This window comes from Rhodanobacter sp. B05 (genome assembly GCF_002001085.1).
Classification (GTDB): Bacteria; Pseudomonadota; Gammaproteobacteria; order Xanthomonadales; family Rhodanobacteraceae; genus Rhodanobacter.
The window spans coordinates 133,304-150,061 of sequence record NZ_MUNU01000019.1; the positions used below are offsets into that span (position 1 = coordinate 133,304).

A 16,758-nucleotide genomic window follows, 5' to 3' on the forward strand; every position below is an offset into this window, starting at 1 on the left:
AGACCCGACAGAAATAAGGTCAATGCACGCGGCTTGCAAGCGAAAGCAGTATTTTGCCCTGCCGGGCTCCCGCTACAATCCCTTCACCCCATCACCGACCTGCCCATGCTTACTTCGCTTTACGTCCGCCATTTTGCCGTCGTCGAGGCTGCCGAAGTGGCTTTCGGCCCCGGCCTCACCGTGGTCAGCGGCGAAACCGGCGCAGGCAAGTCGCTGCTGGTCGATGCGTTGATGCTGCTGGCCGGTGCGCGCGCCGACAGCAGCATGGTGCGGGCAGGCAGCGACCGGGCCGAGCTGGCGGCAGAGTTCGACCTCGCCGACCTGCACGAGGCACGGGAATGGTTGCGCCGCGAGGAACTGGACGAAGATGGCGCCTGCCAGCTGCGGCGGGTCCTGCGCGCCGAAGGCAGCTCGAAAGCCTGGATCAACGGTCGCCCGGCAAATGCGCGACAACTTGGCGAATTGGCGTCCCTGCTGGTCGAGATCCATGGCCAGCACGAGCATCAGGCGCTGCTGTCTCGTCCGCACCAGCTTGCCCTGCTGGACGCCTACGCCGGGCACGATGAACTGCTCGCGCAAATCGGATTGCAGGCAAGGCAATGGCGCGAATTGAACCAGCGCATCCACAAACTCAGCGGCGGCGAGGACCGCGAGCAGCGCATCGAACTGCTGCGCCACGAACTGGACGAGCTGGAGAAGTGGGCGCTGCCTCCCGCCGAACTGGCCGAACTCGAAGCCAGCCACAAACGCCTGGCCAACGCCGGCCGGTTGGCCGAAGGGAGTGCCGGCATCCTGGACCTGCTTGACGGCGACGGCGAGTTCGCGCTGCGCCGCGCGCTGGGTCGCGCTCATGCCGAACTCGACAAGCTCGCGGCCCTGGACGACAAACTGGGCCCCTGGCTGGAAATGCTCGACAACGCCGGCATCCAGCTGGGCGAAGCAGCCGACGGCCTGGGGCGCTATGCCCAGGATGTGGATCTGGATCCCGCCCGTTACGCCGAGGTCGATCTGCATCTGAGCCACCTGCACGCGCTCTCGCGTCGGTACCGGCTACCGGCTGCGGACCTGCACGACAAGCTGGTGGCGCTGCGCGCCGAGTTGGCCGAACTCGACGGTGCCGGCGACACGCTGGAACAACTGGCCGTCCAGCGCCAGCTGCTGCACGACGAGTACGCCCGGACGGCAAGCAGGCTGAGCCAGTCACGCGGCGCAGCCGCCGTCAGACTGGGCGACGAGGTTTCCGTCTTGATGGGCGAACTGGGCATGGTGGGTGGCGTATTGCGGATCGAACTGGAGGCGGTGGCGACGGATGAGCCGGACATGCAAGGGCAAGAGCGCTGCGAACTGCTGGTCAGCGCCAATCCCGGCCAACCGCCCCGCGCGCTGCGCAAGGTCGCCTCGGGCGGCGAGCTGGCACGCATCAGCCTAGCCATCGAAGTCGCGACCCTGGGCAAGGACACGGTCGGCAGCATGATTTTCGACGAGGTCGACAGTGGTATCGGCGGTGCGGTGGCCGAAGTGGTCGGGCAGAAGTTGCGCGCACTTGGCGCCGAGCGCCAGGTGTTGTGCGTGACTCATCTGCCGCAGGTGGCGGCGCAGGGCCATGCCCACCTGCGGGTGAGCAAGCACACCGATGGCGATGCTACCCGCACGCAGATCGAGCCGCTGGACGCCAGCGGCCGGCGCGACGAGCTGGCGCGCATGCTTGGTGGGGTGGAGATCACCCGGGAAACCCGGGCGCACGCCAAGCAGATGCTGGAGCGCGCGCAGACCGCCTGAACGCCTCGCCGTCAGGCCGATGGAGAGAGCAACCCGCGTTCGGACGCCATCCGGTACAGATCCAGCTCCGACCCGGCCCCCAGCTTGCCCATCAGGCTCGCGCGATGGATGTAGACGGTCTTCTGGCCGATCCCCAGATCCGCGGCAACCTGCTTGGGTGTACGCCCGCCCGCAAGCAGCAGGAACACCTCGCGCTCGCGCGCGGTCAGGCGATTGACCGGATCGAGTGCCGCGTTGGGCCGGTCGGCGCGACGCTGGCGCAGATCCGAACTGAGGAAGCACTCGCCCTGCATCACCGAGCGCAAGCCCGCCACCAGCTCTTCCGGCGCCACACCCTTGGTGACGAAGCCGCTGGCCCCACGGCGCAACGCTTCGCTGACGTAGGGATCGCCATCATGCATGCTCAGAACGACCACGCGAGTCGATGCGTGCACGCTAAGCAGGTGTTCGATCAAGGGCAATCCACTGCCGTCGGGCAGCGACAGATCCAGCGCCACGAGATCCGGCCGCCAGTGTCCGACCGCTTCCACCGCGTCGTCCGCGCTGCGGCATTCGGCCACCACCTCCAGATCCGGCTCCAGCTCGATAAGCCGCTTGAAGCCTTCACGAACGATGGCATGGTCGTCGACCAGAACGATGCTGTGCATCGCCCTACTTTGACACAGGAAACATGCCTCGGGGCACTTTCCCGGCTCAGCGGCATCCGGGGGACGCAGCATGCCACTCTTCCGATGGGCACATGTACCATCCCGGCATGCGATCGAAGCCTCTCCTGCTGCCCGATTCCGGGCCACTTCTGGGCACCGGCTACCTGGCCCTGTGGCTGTTGCTGCAGACAACCGCCCAGCCCTACTGGACACTGCCCTTCGGGCTGCGATTCGCCGCGTTGCTGCTTGCGCCGATGCGCTACTGGGTGTGGTTCCTCGGCGCCGAACTGGCGGCCGCAGCCGGTATCGGCCTGATCCATGGACTTCCGCCCGGGTGGAGCAGTCCTGCGCTCCATGAAATGCCGGGGTTCGTGGCGATGATGGGCTGCATGTGGCTGCTGCGCAGGCTCAACCTGCATGCCAGCCTGCGCAGTCCGCAGGAAGTGACCCGGCTGCTGCTGTCCGTGCTGCTGGTGGTGACGACGACGACCGCGGTGGATGCGGCACTGCTCGCCTTGCTGCACTCACCAAGCTCACCCGAACTGATGGTGCGCGCCATCGCCGAGGAACTACTCAGCCACTATCTGGCGATCCTGATCGTCGCGCCGGTGCTGATCATGTTGCTGCATACCCGAATGGAAAAGGCGGCGCTGATACGCTTGTTCATGGACGGACTGCTGGTGCTGGTACCTTCCATGGCGATCTTGCTGGTGCTGTCCGTGCGTGCTGCACCGCAGCCCCAGTTCGCCCGCGTGCTGTCGCTGGCCCCCGTGCTGTTCTTCGCGTTCCGTCACGGCTGGCGCGGTGCCAGCCTGGCCATGCTCATTACCAGCCTGGGCATGACCCTGGTCGATTGGCATCTCGGCCACACCCCGTCGACCGCGGCGGCTTACCTGTTCCTGGCCGTCGCCGGCACCGGCGCGCTGATGCTCGGTTCCGCCACCGACGCCCTGCGACGCAGCAGCAAACGAGTGGCCGAGCAGAACGTCTATCTTGGCGCGGTCAATCGCCGGCTGGATCAACTTGCCCACCAACTGCGCGACGCTGCGCGCGGCAATCTGCAGGCCGACGAAAACCAGCGGCGCCACCTCGCCGCCGAACTGCACGACGAGCTGGGCCAGAACATCACCGCCATCCAGACGCACGTGAAGCTCGCGCAGGCGCGCCTGCGCGAGGCCGGCATGGAGGACGTCAGCACTTCGATCAACAACATCCTGGGGCACATGCGGCGGGCCCTGCATCGCCTGCTGGACGACCTGCGTCCCGCCGTGCTGGACGAGTTCGGCCTGTTCCGGGCGCTCGACGAGGGACCGATTCGCGATCTTCTGACCAGCGCCGGCATGCGATACCGCACGGCACTGCATGGTGACCCCCGGCTGCTGGACGACGACACGCGTACTGCCATCTATCGACTGGTGCAGGAGAGCGCGACCAACACGGTCAAGCACGCCCATGCCGGCGAGTTCGGATTGCGTCTGCGCATCGGTGAACGCAATGGCGCGGCCTTGGCCGTGCTCGATCTGCGCGACGATGGCAGCGGCCTTCCCAACCGCCTGCCTCGCGGGGGCCGGGGTCTGCAAGGCATGCGCGACCGGGTTACCTCGCTGGGCGGGCAATTCCGTCTACGCCCTGATCATTCAGGCGTCCACCTGCGAATTTTGCTGCGAAGCAACAGAGGAACTGCAGGACGTCCTCAGCAAAACTAGGAATTTTTCCGATACCGAAAACGTGAAGACATCGTTAGGATCGTGTCATCGATGTGGGGGAGCCGCCGTCGTGAGATGGCGGATCAGGGTCACCGTGGGGACGGTGGTCCTGAAAAACGGCAGGAAGCCGTTTCGCCGCTACCTGGCACCGGATTCCGGCAGGCTCGAATTTTCGAGCACGCCGTCCGACAGGTAGAGGAGCAGTCGCGGGTGGACAGGAGTCCGCTTCGCGGCTTTTTTTTGGCCGTTCACCTGATTCCGCCTCTTGGACCAAGACGCCTGCAGCTTAGTCCTTTCGGCTGCGCTGCTTTGGTCGCACGTAGAGCACCAGACTGTGATCCTCGATCACGTAGCCATGCCGGGCGGCGATCTCGTGCTGCAGACGCTCGATCTCCTCGCTGACGAACTCGATGACCTTTCCGCTGTCCACATCAATCATGTGGTCGTGGTGCTTGCCGCGATCGAGTTCATAAACAGCCTGGCCACCTTCGAAATTATGCTTGACGATGATGCCCGCCGCTTCGAATTGTGTGAGTACGCGGTACACCGTCGCCAGCCCGATATCCTCCTGATGGGCGAGCAGGTTCTTGTAAACGTCTTCGGCAGTGAGGTGCTGTACCCCCTCTTCGTCGAAGATCTGCAGGATGCGCATGCGCGGGTGGGTCACCTTGAGGCCGACCCTGCGCAGCTCCTTGGTTTCCTGTTCCATAACCCACCTCCACCCACGGCGATCTCAAGCCGGTAGTGTATCATTCGATACTTTTACGACCCTGGATGCAACACGCATGCCCAAGCTGATTATCCTGCTGGTTATCGCCATGCTGGCGCTTTCCGTCGCTGGCTGCCACATCGCCTACACGCCGGACGTGCAGCAGGGCAACCTGCTCGACAAGAAAGTGGTGGATCAGCTCAAGCCGGGCATGACCAAGCATCAGGTGCTGGTCCTGATGGGCACGCCATCGGTCAGCACGCCGTTCGACCATAGCCGATGGGACTATGTCTCCACCCAGGCCAGGCGCGGCGGCCCGGTCAAGGTCCGTGCGTTCACGCTCACCTTCAACAACGACACGCTGGTACGCACCCAAGGCGATTTCTTCGCCAAGGACGATCAGCAGTTGATCAAGGAAAGCCGGAAATACAACTCGAGCTACCCGGTGAACGAGACGAAAGGCGACAAGAGCAAGCTGCCGGATGACAACAAGAACAATGGCGGCCTGGGCCAGGGCACCGACAGCGGGCATTGAATCCGGAAGGGACTTCGTGCGGGACGGCATCTTGGTTCGTGCTGTCTGTCAGCGGGTACGCCGTCGACGCGCCTCCTTCGGGTCCAGCGCGAGCGGCCGATAGATTTCGATGCGGTCCCCGCTACGCACCAACTGGTCCGGAGCAACTTTTCGCCCGAAAATCCCCAGGCAGGTCGGATCGATCGCTCCCACCGGCAGTGACAGCGTTATGCCGCAGGCTTCGATCGCGTGCATGACCGTACTGCCTTCGCGCAGCTCCACCCGGCGCCGCTGAATCGATGATTTCGGCCCGGCATAAACGACCTCGACAGTGAAGGTGTGTTCAGCCATACACCCGCTCGGCCTCACGGCAGAAGTCATCGACCATGCGTCCGGCCAGGCCCTGGAAACCCAGTTTCAATGCTCCACCGCCGATTCTTCCCGCATAGTCGAAGTCAAGTTGGAAGGCTATCTTGCAACCGGCATTGCCCAGCGCGATGAAATCCCACACGCCTTCCAGACTGCGAAAAGGGCCGTCGACCAGGCTCATCTGCAGGCGCCGCGGCGGGTCGACCACGTTACGCGTGGTGAAACTCTGGTGGAACCCGGCGAACTTGAGATCGAGCCGAGCCACCAACGCATCGGCGTGGCGTTCGAGAACCTCGGCGCCCGCACACCAGGCGAAGCGCTTTGGGTATGCTTCAACCTCATTCACCAGGTCGAACATCTGCGCGGGCGAATACTTCACCAGTGCGCTGCGACGAATTTCGATCACGACAACCCTCTTCAGTTCTTGCATTCATCCCTGACTGCGAGGAACAGGAAGCAGCCATCCAGGCTGCACCTTTCAATGCGTCCGTTCCCGCCGGGACCGGGCGAACCACAGGGCGACGCGCTCGAGTTTAACGGACATGGCCAAGACGAAGGACAAGGACAACAAGGGCGGCGGCACCATCGCGCTCAACAAGCGGGCGCGCTTCGAATACCACATCGACCAGCGCTTCGAGGCTGGCGTGGCGCTTCAGGGCTGGGAACTGAAGGCACTGCGTGCGGGGCGGATAAACTTCGGCGACAGTTACGCCGTCGTCCTCAAGAACGAGATCTTCCTCGTCGGCAGTTCGATCCCGCCGCTGATCAGCGCGTCCTCGCATGTGATCGCCGAGGACCGCCGCACGCGCAAGCTGCTGCTCCACCGCAAGGAGATCGACCAGTTGGTCGGTGCCGTCGAGCGCAAGGGTTACACGCTGGTACCCACCGCCATGTACTGGAAGGGCAACAAGGTCAAGGTCGAGATCGGCCTGGCTCGCGGCAAGCAGGAACACGACAAGCGCGACACCGAGAAGCAGCGCGACTGGCAGATCGAGAAACAGCGCACCATGCGTTCGCACAACCGGACGTCCTGACTGCCGCACGATGCTGAAAGAACTGCTCGTTGACGGGCGCTTTCAGCATCTCGGCCGAACCGAACCACGCTCAGGCGAACGGATCGTCCAGCACGATGGTGTCCTCGCGATCCGCACCGGTGGCCACCAGCGCGAGACGGCAGCCGGAAAGCTCCTCCACCGCGCGCAGATAGGCACGCGCCGCGGGTGGCAGCCTGTTCCACTCGCGGATGCCGGCCGTCGATTCCTGCCAACCCGGGAACTCGAGGTAGACCGGCTTGCACTCGTCCCAGCCGTCGGCATCGAGCGGCGCCAGCTCGCGGCGCTTGCCGCGATATTCGTAGGCGATGCAGACCTTGATGGTATCCAGGCCGTCGAGCACGTCGAGCTTGGTGATCGCCAGGCCGTTGATGCCGTTGATCTGGGTGGCGCGCTTCAGCGCGACCAGGTCGATCCAGCCGCAGCGGCGCGGTCGGCCGGTGCTGGCGCCGAACTCGTTGCCGACCTTGCGCAGGCGTTCGCCCATTTCGTCCTTGAGCTCGGTCGGGAACGGGCCGCTGCCGACGCGCGTCGCATAGGCCTTGCAGATGCCCAGTACGTAGTCGATGTCACGTGCGCCCACGCCGGTACCGGCGAGTGCGCCGCCGATGGTGGTGTTGCTGGAGGTGACGTACGGATAGGTGCCGTGGTCGATATCGAGCAGCGCGCCCTGCGCGCCCTCGAACAGGATGTTGCCGCCGTCCTTGCGCACGTCGTGCAGGATGGTGGCGACGTCGTCGACCATCGGGCGGATGTACTCGCCCCAAGCCATCGCATCGTCGAGTACCTTCTGGTAATCGACCGGCTCGACCTTCAGCCACTGAGTGAGGATGAAGTTGTGGTAGTCGACGGCGGTCTTGATCAGCGCCGGCAACTCGTGCGGGTACATCAGGTCGGCCACGCGCACGCTGCGGCGGGCGACCTTGTCCTCGTACGCCGGGCCGATGCCGCGGCCGGTGGTGCCGATGGCCTTGCCGCCGGCGGCGATCTCGCGCGCCTTATCGACGGCGATGTGGTACGGCATGATCAGCGGTGTGGCCGGGCTGATCTTGAGGCGCGAGCGCACTTCGACGCCGTTGGCCTCGAGCTCGGCGATTTCCTGGATCAGTGCCTCGGGCGACAGCACCACGCCGTTGCCGATCAGGCACAGCGCGTCGTCGCGCAGGATGCCGGAGGGGATCAGGTGCAGCACGGTCTTCTTGCCCTTGATCACCAGCGTGTGGCCGGCGTTGTGGCCACCCTGGAAACGCGCCACCGCACTGACCCGCTCGGTCAGCAGGTCAACGATCTTGCCCTTGCCTTCGTCGCCCCACTGCGCGCCCAGAATGACTACTGACTTGCCCATGATCTTCTCGCTCGACGTGTGCGTTGTTATGCGTTGTTGGAGGCTCCCTCCAAGAGAGCTGGAAGAGAGGCGCTCCCCTGATACCCGGGAGCACGGCCGTGGATGCTGGCCGCTGTGGTGGTCCTGTCTATTTTTTCGGCGAGGGATCGCTGAAGTAACGCAGGAAGGGTGAGTCCGGCTTGAGCACGAGCACGCCCCGACCATCCTCCAGCGACGTCCGGTAGGCCGCGAGGCTGCGGTAGAACGCGAAAAACTCCGGATCCTGGCTGTACGAACGCGCATAGATGGCCGCCGCCTGTGCGTCGCCCTCGCCCTTCACCTTGGCGGCATCCCGATTGGCATCGGCCTTCAGCACCTGCGCCTGGCGATCGGCGTCGGCCTTGATCTTGGCGGCCGATTCCTGGCCGGTGTAGCGCAATTCGTTGGCCAGCTGCAGCCGCTCGGCGCGCATCCGCTTGTACACCGACTCGCTGACCTCGTTGGGCAGGTCGATCCGCTTGATCCGCACGTCGACCACGGCGATGCCAAGGTTCTTTCGCGTCGACGCGTCGGTCTGGGCGCGTACCCGCTCGGTGATGTCCTTGCGCCCGCCCGAGATCAGGTCAGGCAAGGTGCGCGCATTGAACTCGAAGCGCAGCGCGTCCTTCACGATCGGGGTCAGGCGCTGTGCCGCCTGCAACTGGTCGCCGCCGGTGGCGCGGTAATACATGGCGTTGTCGACGATGCGCCACTTGACATAGAAATCGACGTTGACGCTCTTCTTCTCGGAGGTGAAATAGCGCTCCGGCGGCGCATCCAGCGACAGGATGCGCTTGTCGAAATGGATCACCTGCTGGATCACCGGCAGCTTGAAATGCAGCCCCGGCTGGTAATCGGTCTGCACGATGCGGCCGAACTGCAGCAACAGCGCGCTGTGCCCTTCGCTGACCACGAACATGCTGCTCAGGCCAAGCAGGATCAGCACGATGGCGATGACGGCGGCGAATATCCTGTTCATCACTGTGCCCCCTTGTCGGTCGTGCTGCTGGCCGATGCCGGGACCGGAACGATCGCGCCAGCCTGGGCAGCCCCCACGTCGCCGGCAGAACCCTGCACCGAAGGCAGGTTGATGATGTTGCGACCGTCCGAACCGTCGATTACCTTGGTGTTGTGCTCCATCACCTGCTCCATGGTCTCCAGCCACAAGCGCTTGCGGGTCACTTCCGGCGCCGCCTTGTACTGGGCCAGCAACAGGTCGAAGCGCGCCGTGTCGCCCTGCGCGCGGGCGATCCGCTCCGCCTTGTCACCGGCGGCTTCGGCGGCGATTCGGGCCGCTTCGCCGCGAGCCACCGGAACGACCTTGCTGGCATAGGCCAGCGCGGCATTCTCGATGCTCTGCTTGTCTTCGCGGGCGTTGTTGACGTCGTCGAAGGCGTCCTTCACCTCATCCGGCGGCGCCACGTTCTGGAAGCTGACCTCGGTGACACGCAGTCCCGAGTCGTAGTTGTCCAGCGTTTTCTGCAATGCCTGCTGCGCCTCGGCGACCAGGTTGGCGCCGGCTGCCGACAGCACCTGATCCATGTCGCTGCCGCCGATCACGCCGCGCACGGCCGCTTCGGCGGCCGCACTGATGGTGCCATCCGGGTCATTCAGGGAAAACAGGTATTTGCGCGAATCGTCCACCTGGTACTGCACGGTGAAGTCGATCGTGATGATGTTCTCGTCGCGAGTCAGCATGGCCACCTTGTCGTTGACCGAGCGAATCCGCGTGGCCTCGACCTTGGTGACTGATTCGATCGGCTGCGGCAGCTTCAGGTGGAAGCCCGGTGCCAGGGTGCGCGCGTACTGCCCGAAACGCAGCACCACGCCCTGCTGGCGCGCGCCCACGATGGTGTAGCTGCTGAACAGCAGGCCGACCACGACCAGCACCAGGATGCCGGTGAGGAGGCTGCCAGGACCCTGGCCGAGCCTTCCGCCACCTTTCCTGAGTCTGTCCAGCAAGTCGTCCAGCGGCGATTTGCCGGAAGGACGCTTGCGGTTCCACGGATCGTTTTGCCCGTTCTTTCCGGGTTCATTCCATGCCACGAGTCAGTCTCCTTGGAGCCGTCGGGAGGCCGGCAACGACGGCCGGAATATGCCTTGTGCCATCAGGACAAACCTCCGACGGCAACGGAATACACCACACGCCTTGGCGGGGTGCACAAACGCCAATCATTGTAGCAGAGCCGGCCCGAATCGTCCGCTTGAAGCCGCCCTAGCCAGCCTCGCTCAGCAGCCCGCGCAGTAACTGCGCTTCGGCCGCGTCGCCACCGCTGAGCGGGGCGATCACACTGCGTGGCGCATCGATGCGCAACTGCCAGCCGTGCTCGTCGATCGTCTCGCCGCTGATCGCACCGGCCGCCTTCAGGCGGGCATGCAGGCGCCCCGCCGACAATGGCAGATGCAATGGCGACTGCACCCGCTCACCACCCAGCAGTTCACCCAGTGCCTGGCGCAGCAGGTCGAGGCCAACCCCGGTGGCAGCCGACAGCCAGACCCGTACCGGCTTGCCGGAGCCGTCGCGTTCGATCCGCGGCTCGGCTCCGGCCAGGTCGATCTTGTTCATCACGTGCAATTGCGGCACATCGCCGGCATCGATCTCCTCCAGCACCTTGTCGACCACCCGGTGCAGGCGATCGCGTTCCTCGTCGGCCGCATCGCTGACGTGCAGCAGCAGATCAGCGTCACGCGCTTCGGCCAGGGTGGCGCGGAAGGCCGCCACCAGGTCGTGCGGCAGTTCGCGGATGAAGCCGACCGTGTCGGCGATCACCGCCGGACCGCAGCCGAGATCCTCCAGCTTGCGCACGGTGGGATCGAGCGTGGCGAAGAGCTGGTCGGCGGCGTAGACGTCGCCGGTGGTCAGCGCATTGAACAGGGTCGACTTGCCAGCGTTGGTATAACCGACCAGGGCCACCCGCGGCACCGTGTTGCGCAACCGCGCGCGACGTTGCTGGCCACGCTGGACCTGCACCTTTTCCAGGCGTTTGGTCAGTTGCTTGACGCGTTCGCCGAGCAGGCGGCGGTCGGTCTCCAGCTGGGTTTCGCCCGGGCCGCGGTTGCCAATGGCACCGCCGCGCTGGGCGTCCAGGTGGGTCCACCCGCGCACCAGCCGGGTGGCCAGATGCTTCAGCTGAGCCAGCTCCACTTCCAGCTTGCCTTCATGCGAACGGGCACGTTGGGCGAAGATGTCCAGGATCAGGCCGGCGCGGTCGACCACGCGGACACCCAGATGCTTCTCGAGGTTGCGCTCCTGCACCGGGGTCAGCAGGTGGTCGACCAGGACCAGGTCCGCCTCCAGCGCGCGGGCCGCCTCGGCAACCTCGTTGGCCTTGCCGGTGCCGATGTAGTAGCGCGGATTGGGATCCTCGACGCGCGCAGTGATCACGCCCAGCACCTCGGCTCCGGCGGATTTCACCAGTTCGACGAATTCCTCCGCCCGCCGCGCCGTATCGCCCTCGCCACGCGAATGCGGCAGGACGAGGACGGCGCGATCGCCTTTCTTTTGTCGGTCAAACACGAGTGGACGTGATCCTTCGGGAACAGACCGACGTCATGCGGGCTGACTGGCGCCGTATCAAGCGCTTGCGTCAGCCGTAGCCGCGGTATCCGACTGCTCGTCATGGCCGTCATGGCCGTCGTGGCCATTGCCGATCCTGACATTGCGACTCGGCACCACGGTGGAAATGGCGTGCTTGTAGACCATCTGACTGACCTGGTTGCGCAGCAGCACCACGAACTGGTCGAACGACTCGACCGTTCCCTGCAGCTTGATGCCATTGACCAGGTAGATGGCAACTGGCACGCGTTCGCGCCGCAACGCATTCAAAAACGGATCCTGCAACGATTGCCCCTTGGACATTTCTTGTTCTCCCCTCGCCACGAACAGACCGGAGAAAAAACGCCTGTGGCGCCCCGGCCCAACATGACTGGATGTTAACCGCTTTCAAATGCTTGATGAAAGAAGATTTTTGCCCCGCGCAAGTGCGTTCGATCACGCCAGCGACATTGCGCCGGCCGAAGGACCCAGAAACAGCCGCACGGCAGCATGGGCACGGTCGAATAATGCGGACCGATCAGGCTCGACAATCCGGGCGTCGTGTTCGCTGCGCAGCCAGGTGATCTGGCGTTTCGCCAACTGGCGGGTGGCGAAGATGGCGCGGTCGCGGAACCGGGTCGCATCGGTCAGCCCGTCCAGGTGCTGCCAGGCCTGCCGGTAGCCCACGGCCCGAATGGCCGGAAGATTCGCGTGCAGGTCTCCGCGCGCGCGCAGCGTTCGCACTTCGTCGAGAAAGCCCTCATCCAGCATGGCATCAAAACGCTGCGCAATGCGTTCGTGCAGCCTTGCCCGATCCGCCGGAAGCAGTGCCAGCTTGAGCACCCGCCACGGGAAGCACGCCGGCTTGGCCATGCCCTGCAGCTCCGAAAGCGGGCGGCCGGTCAGTTCGAATACTTCGAGGGCTCGCTGCAGTCGCTGTGTGTCGTTGGCGGCGATGCGGGCGGCTGCCGCCGGGTCGAGCCGCGCCAAACGGGCGTGCAAGGCCGGCCAACCCGTCTCTTGCGCTTCGGAAGCCAGCCGCGCACGGATCGTCGGGTCGGCTTCGGGCAGATCGGACAGCCCCTCCTGCAGCGCGCGGAAGTACAGCCCGGTGCCGCCGACCAGCAGCGGCACCCTGCCCCGTTCGCTGATCTGTCGCATCACCGACCGCGCGTCGGTGCAAAAATCCGCCGCCGAGTACGGTTGTGCAGGATCGCGAATATCGATCAGGGCGTGCGGATGGCGCGCCAATGTCGTCCGGTCGGGCTTTGCCGTGCCGATGTCCATGCCGCGATACACCAGCGCCGAATCGACACTGACCAGGTCCAGCGCAAAACGATCACTCAACTCGCACGCCAGCGCGGTCTTTCCGGAAGCGGTGGGGCCCATCAGGAAGATGGCGAGCGGACGTTGGTCGATGGGCATGCCTCGATTGTAAGCGGGTCACCGCAGGTTCTACGCGCAGATGATGGGAGTACGGCAATGCCGCAAGACGGGGGAATGAACAAGGCCCGCGTGAGGACACGGGCCTTGTTTCCCCTCGGTGGGTGGTGCCTTATGCCGCCGGCACGCCCATTTCCCTGAGCAGGTTGTCGGCGTGGTCGAGGTGGTGCATGACCCACAACATGTAGCGCACGTCGACCTGGATCGAGCGGTTGAGCTCCGGGTTGAACAACCAGTCGCCGCTCACCGATTCCCAATTGCCATCGAACGCGAGGCCGACCAGTTGGCCGTTGGCATCCATCGCCGGTGAACCGGAGTTGCCGCCCGTGATGTCCAGGTCGGCCAGGAAGTTGACCGGCAGCGTGCCCAGCTTCGGCGAGGCATAGCCATCGAACGCCTTGGCCTTGATCGCGGCGATCTCGGCCTTCGGCGCGTTGAACGGCTCCACGCCGGTGTCCTTCTCGACGATGCCCTGCTCGGTGGTGAACGGTGCGTAGCTCACGCCATCGCGCGGCGCCACGCCCTGCACGTTGCCGAAGGTGACGCGCAGCGAACTGTTCGCATCCGGGTAAACCGGCAGCTTCTGCGAATCCTTCCAGGCGATCATCGCCTGCATGTAACGCGGGCGCAGCTTGCTCATATCACCGTCGCGGGCATCGGATGCGTCTTCCAGCGTCTTCAGCTGCGGCTGCACCGCGCGGGCGAGCTTGAGCATGCTGTCGCTGCTGGCGTCGATCGCCTTGCTGTCGGCGTCGAACCACTTCAGCCGCTGATCGACGTTGTCCAGTCTGGTGCCGGCGTACAGTTCGGCAACCCTGGCCGTCAATTGCGCCTGCGTCCTGGCACCACCGAGCCACGCATCCAGCGCTGGCAGACGCTGCGTTTGCGGCAAGGCCACATAGCGCTGCAGGCCGTAGACCATGAGTTGCTGGTCGACCTTCGGATCGAAGCGGCGATCCATCTGCTTCAGGCCGCCCTCGATGCGCACCCAGTCGCGTTGCTGGTAGCCGGCGTCGCGGTCGAGGTCGGCCTTCGGGCGCTCCTTGGCCAGATGGGTCAGGCGCACCGCGGTGCTGAACATCGACGCGCGGGTGACCAGGCCAATGGCCAGGTCGCGTTCGCGATTGGCTTGGTCGGCGGCGATCTGCTGGCGCAGCTTGCCGACGTCGGCCGCCAGCGCGGCATTTTCGGCGCCGCCCTGCTGCTTCAGCCAGGCCTCGAGTTGCGCTTCCTGCGCGCGCTTCACCTCGACCGCATCGGCGCGATGCAGGCCTTCGAGCTGGCCACCGAAGTTCTTCAGGTAATTGTTGAGGCCGGCGACCATGCTGGCGTACTTCACTGCCACCTTGGGGTCGGCCTTGCCGGCGGTGTTGATGATGTTGAGCGTGTCCTCGTACACCTTGATCTGGGTCGGGTAGACCCAGTCGATCGAGCTCTGCACTTCGTCGGCGAGACGGTAGCGGTTGGTGCGGCCCGGGTAGCCGACGACCATCACATAGTCGCCCGCCTCGACGCCCAGCGGATTCACCTTGAGCACGTGCTTGGGCTGGTACGGCACGTTGTCCTTGGAGAACTCGGCCGACTTGCCGTCCTTGGAGACGTAGGCGCGCAGGTAGCCGAAGTCGCCGGTGTGGCGCGGCCACATCCAGTTGTCGATGTCGCCACCGAACTTGCCGATCGAACCCGCCGGCGCATAGACCAGGCGCACGTCCTTGATCTCCAGCTGCTTGATCAGCTGGTAGCTGTAACCGCCGTGGAAGGAGTAGACGTCGCAGCGGTAGCCTTCGCTCTCGCAGGCCTTGACCTGTTCCTTGATCGCCAGCTCGATCGCCTTGTAGCGCTCGGCGCCGCTCATCGAGTCATTGAGCTTGGCGGTGATCGCCTTGGTGACGTCGCGGATTTCCTCGGTGACGTAGACCCGCTGGGACGGGCCGGCCGACAACTCGTCAGCCATGGTCTTCGCCAGAAAGCCCTTCTCGATCAGGTTGTTTTCCGGCGTGGAGTTCAACTGCAACGCGCCATAGACGCAGTGGTGATTGCTCACCACCAGGCCTTCGGGCGAGACGAACGAGGCGGTGCAGCCGCCGAGGCTGACGATCGCGCCCATCGGGTAGGCGGTGAGATCGGTCAGCTTGGCCGGATCGAGCCTCAGACCATGCTGTTTCAGCGTATCGGCAATCTTCGGCAATTGGGCGGGCTGCCACATGCCTTCGACGGCATGGGCGGTACCGGCGAGGCCGGCAGTCAGCGCGGCAGCGAGCAAAACACGACGCATGGACAACTCCTTCAACGTGAGGCGGGCAGCAAGTCGTATCGCATTTTCTTGCGATGTGAATCCGCCTTTATGCCGCAAACCCACGTCACGGCGATAGTGACTTTCGGCAGGGTCCAGCCTTTGTCCTGCTCCGCTGTGGTGCCGGCAGCAGCTCTTCGGTGCCTGCTGCGATCCCTCTATAATTGTGGCTACCCTGCCCGCTGTGCGGGCCAACCGATGGATGTCCCATGTCGCAGACGATGAAAGCCCTGGTCAAGCGCAAGCCCGAACAGGGCATCTGGATGGAAGAGGTGCCGCTGCCGGTGGTGGGCCCGAACGAAGTGCTGATCAAGCTGGAGAAGACCGCGATCTGCGGCACTGACCTGCACATCTACAAATGGGACGAGTGGAGCCAGCGCACGATCAAGCCGGGCCTCACCATCGGCCACGAGTTCGTCGGCCGCATCGTCGAGATCGGCCCGGGCGTGACCGGCTACAAGATCGGTGACCGCGTGTCCGCCGAGGGCCATATCGTCTGCGGCCATTGCCGCAACTGCCGCGCCGGGCGCCAGCACCTGTGCCCGAACACGATCGGCATCGGCGTGAACCGCAACGGTGCGTTCGCCGAGTACATGAGCATGCCCGCCTCGAACCTGTGGCCGATCCCGGACCAGATCCCGTCCGAGCTGGCGGCGTTCTTCGATCCGTATGGCAATGCCGCGCATTGCGCACTGGAATTCGACATGATCGGCGAGGACGTGCTGATCACCGGCGCCGGTCCGATAGGCATCATCGCCGCCGGCATCGCCAAGCATGTGGGCGCACGCAACGTGGTGGTCACCGACATCAACGACTACCGTCTCAAGCTTGCCGCCGACATGGGCGCAACGCGTGTGGTCAATGTCACCAACCAGTCGCTGAAGGACGTGATGAAGGACCTGCACATGGAGGGCTTCGACGTGGGCCTGGAGATGAGCGGCAACCCACGCGCGTTCGGCGACATGCTCGAGTGCATGTATCACGGCGGCAAGGTGGCGATGCTCGGCATCATGCCGCGCGGTGCCGGCATCGACTGGGACAAGGTGATCTTCAAGGGCCTCACCCTGCAGGGCATCTACGGCCGTCGCATGTACGAGACCTGGTACAAGATGACCCAGATGGTGCTGACCGGTTTCCCGCTGCAGAAGGTGCTCACCCACCAGATCCATATCGACGATTTCCAGAAGGGTTTCGACCTGATGGACGCAGGTACCTGCGGCAAGGTCGTCTGTTCCTGGAACTGAGTCAGGTAGCGCCGACCGCCGCCGCGCTACACTGACGTACCGGCAGGCCGGCATGGCCTGCCGTGTGTGGATTGCCCGGTCGAGCCGACCGGGTACCGGTGGTG

The 16,758-nt window shown here is 64.7% G+C and carries 16 protein-coding genes; 5 read left to right on the plus strand and 11 right to left on the minus strand.

The annotated features are described in order from the left end of the window. Nucleotides 1-105 precede the first annotated feature (105 nt). A complete protein-coding gene (recN, locus tag B0E47_RS14100; protein ID WP_077514913.1) occupies nucleotides 106-1,779 on the plus strand; it encodes a DNA repair protein RecN in 1,674 nt (557 codons plus the stop codon). 11 nt (nucleotides 1,780-1,790) lie between these two features. Here the strand turns inward: recN and B0E47_RS14105 are convergent, their stop codons facing one another. Further along, the gene (locus tag B0E47_RS14105) at nucleotides 1,791-2,426 is read right to left on the minus strand and encodes a response regulator transcription factor (RefSeq protein WP_077514914.1); all 636 of its coding nucleotides are present in this window, start codon (nucleotides 2,424-2,426) and stop codon (nucleotides 1,791-1,793) included. Nucleotides 2,427-2,533: 107 nt separating this feature from the next. Between B0E47_RS14105 and B0E47_RS14110 the strand changes: the two genes are divergently transcribed. Then, entirely contained in the window at nucleotides 2,534-4,132 is a 1,599-nt protein-coding gene (locus B0E47_RS14110; protein ID WP_077515371.1) for an MASE1 domain-containing protein, read from the plus strand. A 286-nt stretch (nucleotides 4,133-4,418) separates the two neighbouring features. Here the strand turns inward: B0E47_RS14110 and fur are convergent, their stop codons facing one another. After that, complete coding sequence (fur, locus tag B0E47_RS14115; RefSeq protein WP_077514915.1) at nucleotides 4,419-4,841, minus strand: ferric iron uptake transcriptional regulator; 423 nt, start codon at nucleotides 4,839-4,841, stop codon at nucleotides 4,419-4,421. A 76-nt stretch (nucleotides 4,842-4,917) separates the two neighbouring features. On the opposite strand from fur, the gene bamE reads away from it, so the two are divergent. Next, a complete protein-coding gene (gene bamE, locus B0E47_RS14120; protein WP_077514916.1) occupies nucleotides 4,918-5,376 on the plus strand; it encodes an outer membrane protein assembly factor BamE in 459 nt (152 codons plus the stop codon). A gap of 48 nt (nucleotides 5,377-5,424) precedes the next feature. Here bamE and B0E47_RS14125 read toward each other — a convergent pair whose 3' ends face one another. Both B0E47_RS14125 and B0E47_RS14130 read right to left on the minus strand, forming a co-directional pair. Further along, nucleotides 5,425-5,706 carry an RnfH family protein gene (locus B0E47_RS14125; protein ID WP_077514917.1) on the minus strand — a complete coding sequence of 94 codons (282 nt, stop codon included), beginning with the start codon at nucleotides 5,704-5,706 and terminating at the stop codon, nucleotides 5,425-5,427. Continuing rightward, nucleotides 5,699-6,130, minus strand: coding sequence for a type II toxin-antitoxin system RatA family toxin (locus tag B0E47_RS14130; RefSeq protein WP_077515372.1), 432 nt, complete (start codon nucleotides 6,128-6,130; stop codon nucleotides 5,699-5,701). The genes B0E47_RS14125 and B0E47_RS14130 overlap by 8 nt, the downstream gene beginning before the upstream one ends. A gap of 136 nt (nucleotides 6,131-6,266) precedes the next feature. On the opposite strand from B0E47_RS14130, the gene smpB reads away from it, so the two are divergent. Continuing rightward, on the plus strand, nucleotides 6,267-6,758 hold the full coding sequence (gene smpB / locus B0E47_RS14135; protein ID WP_077514918.1) for an SsrA-binding protein SmpB: 492 nt from the start codon (nucleotides 6,267-6,269) through the stop codon (nucleotides 6,756-6,758). A gap of 70 nt (nucleotides 6,759-6,828) precedes the next feature. Here the strand turns inward: smpB and B0E47_RS14140 are convergent, their stop codons facing one another. From B0E47_RS14140 to B0E47_RS14170, 7 genes are all read right to left on the minus strand, one after another. After that, nucleotides 6,829-8,121 (minus strand): adenylosuccinate synthase, encoded by a 1,293-nt coding sequence (locus B0E47_RS14140; RefSeq protein ID WP_077514919.1) that lies wholly within the window; start codon nucleotides 8,119-8,121, stop codon nucleotides 6,829-6,831. A gap of 127 nt (nucleotides 8,122-8,248) precedes the next feature. Then, a complete protein-coding gene (hflC, locus tag B0E47_RS14145) occupies nucleotides 8,249-9,118 on the minus strand; it encodes a protease modulator HflC (protein WP_077514920.1) in 870 nt (289 codons plus the stop codon). Beyond that, the gene (hflK, locus tag B0E47_RS14150) at nucleotides 9,118-10,185 is read right to left on the minus strand and encodes an FtsH protease activity modulator HflK (RefSeq protein ID WP_077514921.1); all 1,068 of its coding nucleotides are present in this window, start codon (nucleotides 10,183-10,185) and stop codon (nucleotides 9,118-9,120) included. The genes hflC and hflK overlap by 1 nt, the downstream gene beginning before the upstream one ends. A 169-nt stretch (nucleotides 10,186-10,354) precedes the next feature. Continuing rightward, the gene (gene hflX, locus B0E47_RS14155) at nucleotides 10,355-11,656 is read right to left on the minus strand and encodes a ribosome rescue GTPase HflX (protein WP_077514922.1); all 1,302 of its coding nucleotides are present in this window, start codon (nucleotides 11,654-11,656) and stop codon (nucleotides 10,355-10,357) included. A 57-nt stretch (nucleotides 11,657-11,713) separates the two neighbouring features. Then, on the minus strand, nucleotides 11,714-11,998 hold the full coding sequence (gene hfq, locus B0E47_RS14160) for an RNA chaperone Hfq (RefSeq protein WP_077514923.1): 285 nt from the start codon (nucleotides 11,996-11,998) through the stop codon (nucleotides 11,714-11,716). A gap of 132 nt (nucleotides 11,999-12,130) precedes the next feature. Continuing rightward, nucleotides 12,131-13,099, minus strand: a complete 969-nt coding sequence (gene miaA, locus B0E47_RS14165; RefSeq protein WP_077514924.1) for a tRNA (adenosine(37)-N6)-dimethylallyltransferase MiaA — start codon at nucleotides 13,097-13,099, stop codon at nucleotides 12,131-12,133. 130 nt (nucleotides 13,100-13,229) lie between these two features. Further along, nucleotides 13,230-15,392 carry a S46 family peptidase gene (locus B0E47_RS14170; RefSeq protein ID WP_077514925.1) on the minus strand — a complete coding sequence of 721 codons (2,163 nt, stop codon included), beginning with the start codon at nucleotides 15,390-15,392 and terminating at the stop codon, nucleotides 13,230-13,232. A gap of 227 nt (nucleotides 15,393-15,619) precedes the next feature. Here B0E47_RS14170 and tdh point away from each other — a divergent pair, with 227 nt between their 5' ends. Beyond that, entirely contained in the window at nucleotides 15,620-16,654 is a 1,035-nt protein-coding gene (tdh, locus tag B0E47_RS14175; RefSeq protein ID WP_174566993.1) for an L-threonine 3-dehydrogenase, read from the plus strand. Nucleotides 16,655-16,758 lie beyond the last annotated feature (104 nt).

Coding starts and splice junctions, on each gene's coding strand:
- hflC (WP_077514920.1), bottom strand. CDS start 9,118: ATGAACAGGATATTCGCCGCCGTCATCGCCATCGTGCTGATCCTGCTT.
- hfq (WP_077514923.1), bottom strand. CDS start 11,998: ATGTCCAAGGGGCAATCGTTGCAGGATCCGTTTTTGAATGCGTTGCGG.
- smpB (WP_077514918.1), top strand. CDS start 6,267: ATGGCCAAGACGAAGGACAAGGACAACAAGGGCGGCGGCACCATCGCG.
- B0E47_RS14140 (WP_077514919.1), bottom strand. CDS start 8,121: ATGGGCAAGTCAGTAGTCATTCTGGGCGCGCAGTGGGGCGACGAAGGC.
- recN (WP_077514913.1), top strand. CDS start 106: ATGCTTACTTCGCTTTACGTCCGCCATTTTGCCGTCGTCGAGGCTGCC.
- fur (WP_077514915.1), bottom strand. CDS start 4,841: ATGGAACAGGAAACCAAGGAGCTGCGCAGGGTCGGCCTCAAGGTGACC.
- bamE (WP_077514916.1), top strand. CDS start 4,918: ATGCCCAAGCTGATTATCCTGCTGGTTATCGCCATGCTGGCGCTTTCC.
- B0E47_RS14170 (WP_077514925.1), bottom strand. CDS start 15,392: ATGCGTCGTGTTTTGCTCGCTGCCGCGCTGACTGCCGGCCTCGCCGGT.
- B0E47_RS14105 (WP_077514914.1), bottom strand. CDS start 2,426: ATGCACAGCATCGTTCTGGTCGACGACCATGCCATCGTTCGTGAAGGC.
- miaA (WP_077514924.1), bottom strand. CDS start 13,099: ATGCCCATCGACCAACGTCCGCTCGCCATCTTCCTGATGGGCCCCACC.
- B0E47_RS14110 (WP_077515371.1), top strand. CDS start 2,534: ATGCGATCGAAGCCTCTCCTGCTGCCCGATTCCGGGCCACTTCTGGGC.
- B0E47_RS14125 (WP_077514917.1), bottom strand. CDS start 5,706: ATGGCTGAACACACCTTCACTGTCGAGGTCGTTTATGCCGGGCCGAAA.
- tdh (WP_174566993.1), top strand. CDS start 15,620: ATGTCGCAGACGATGAAAGCCCTGGTCAAGCGCAAGCCCGAACAGGGC.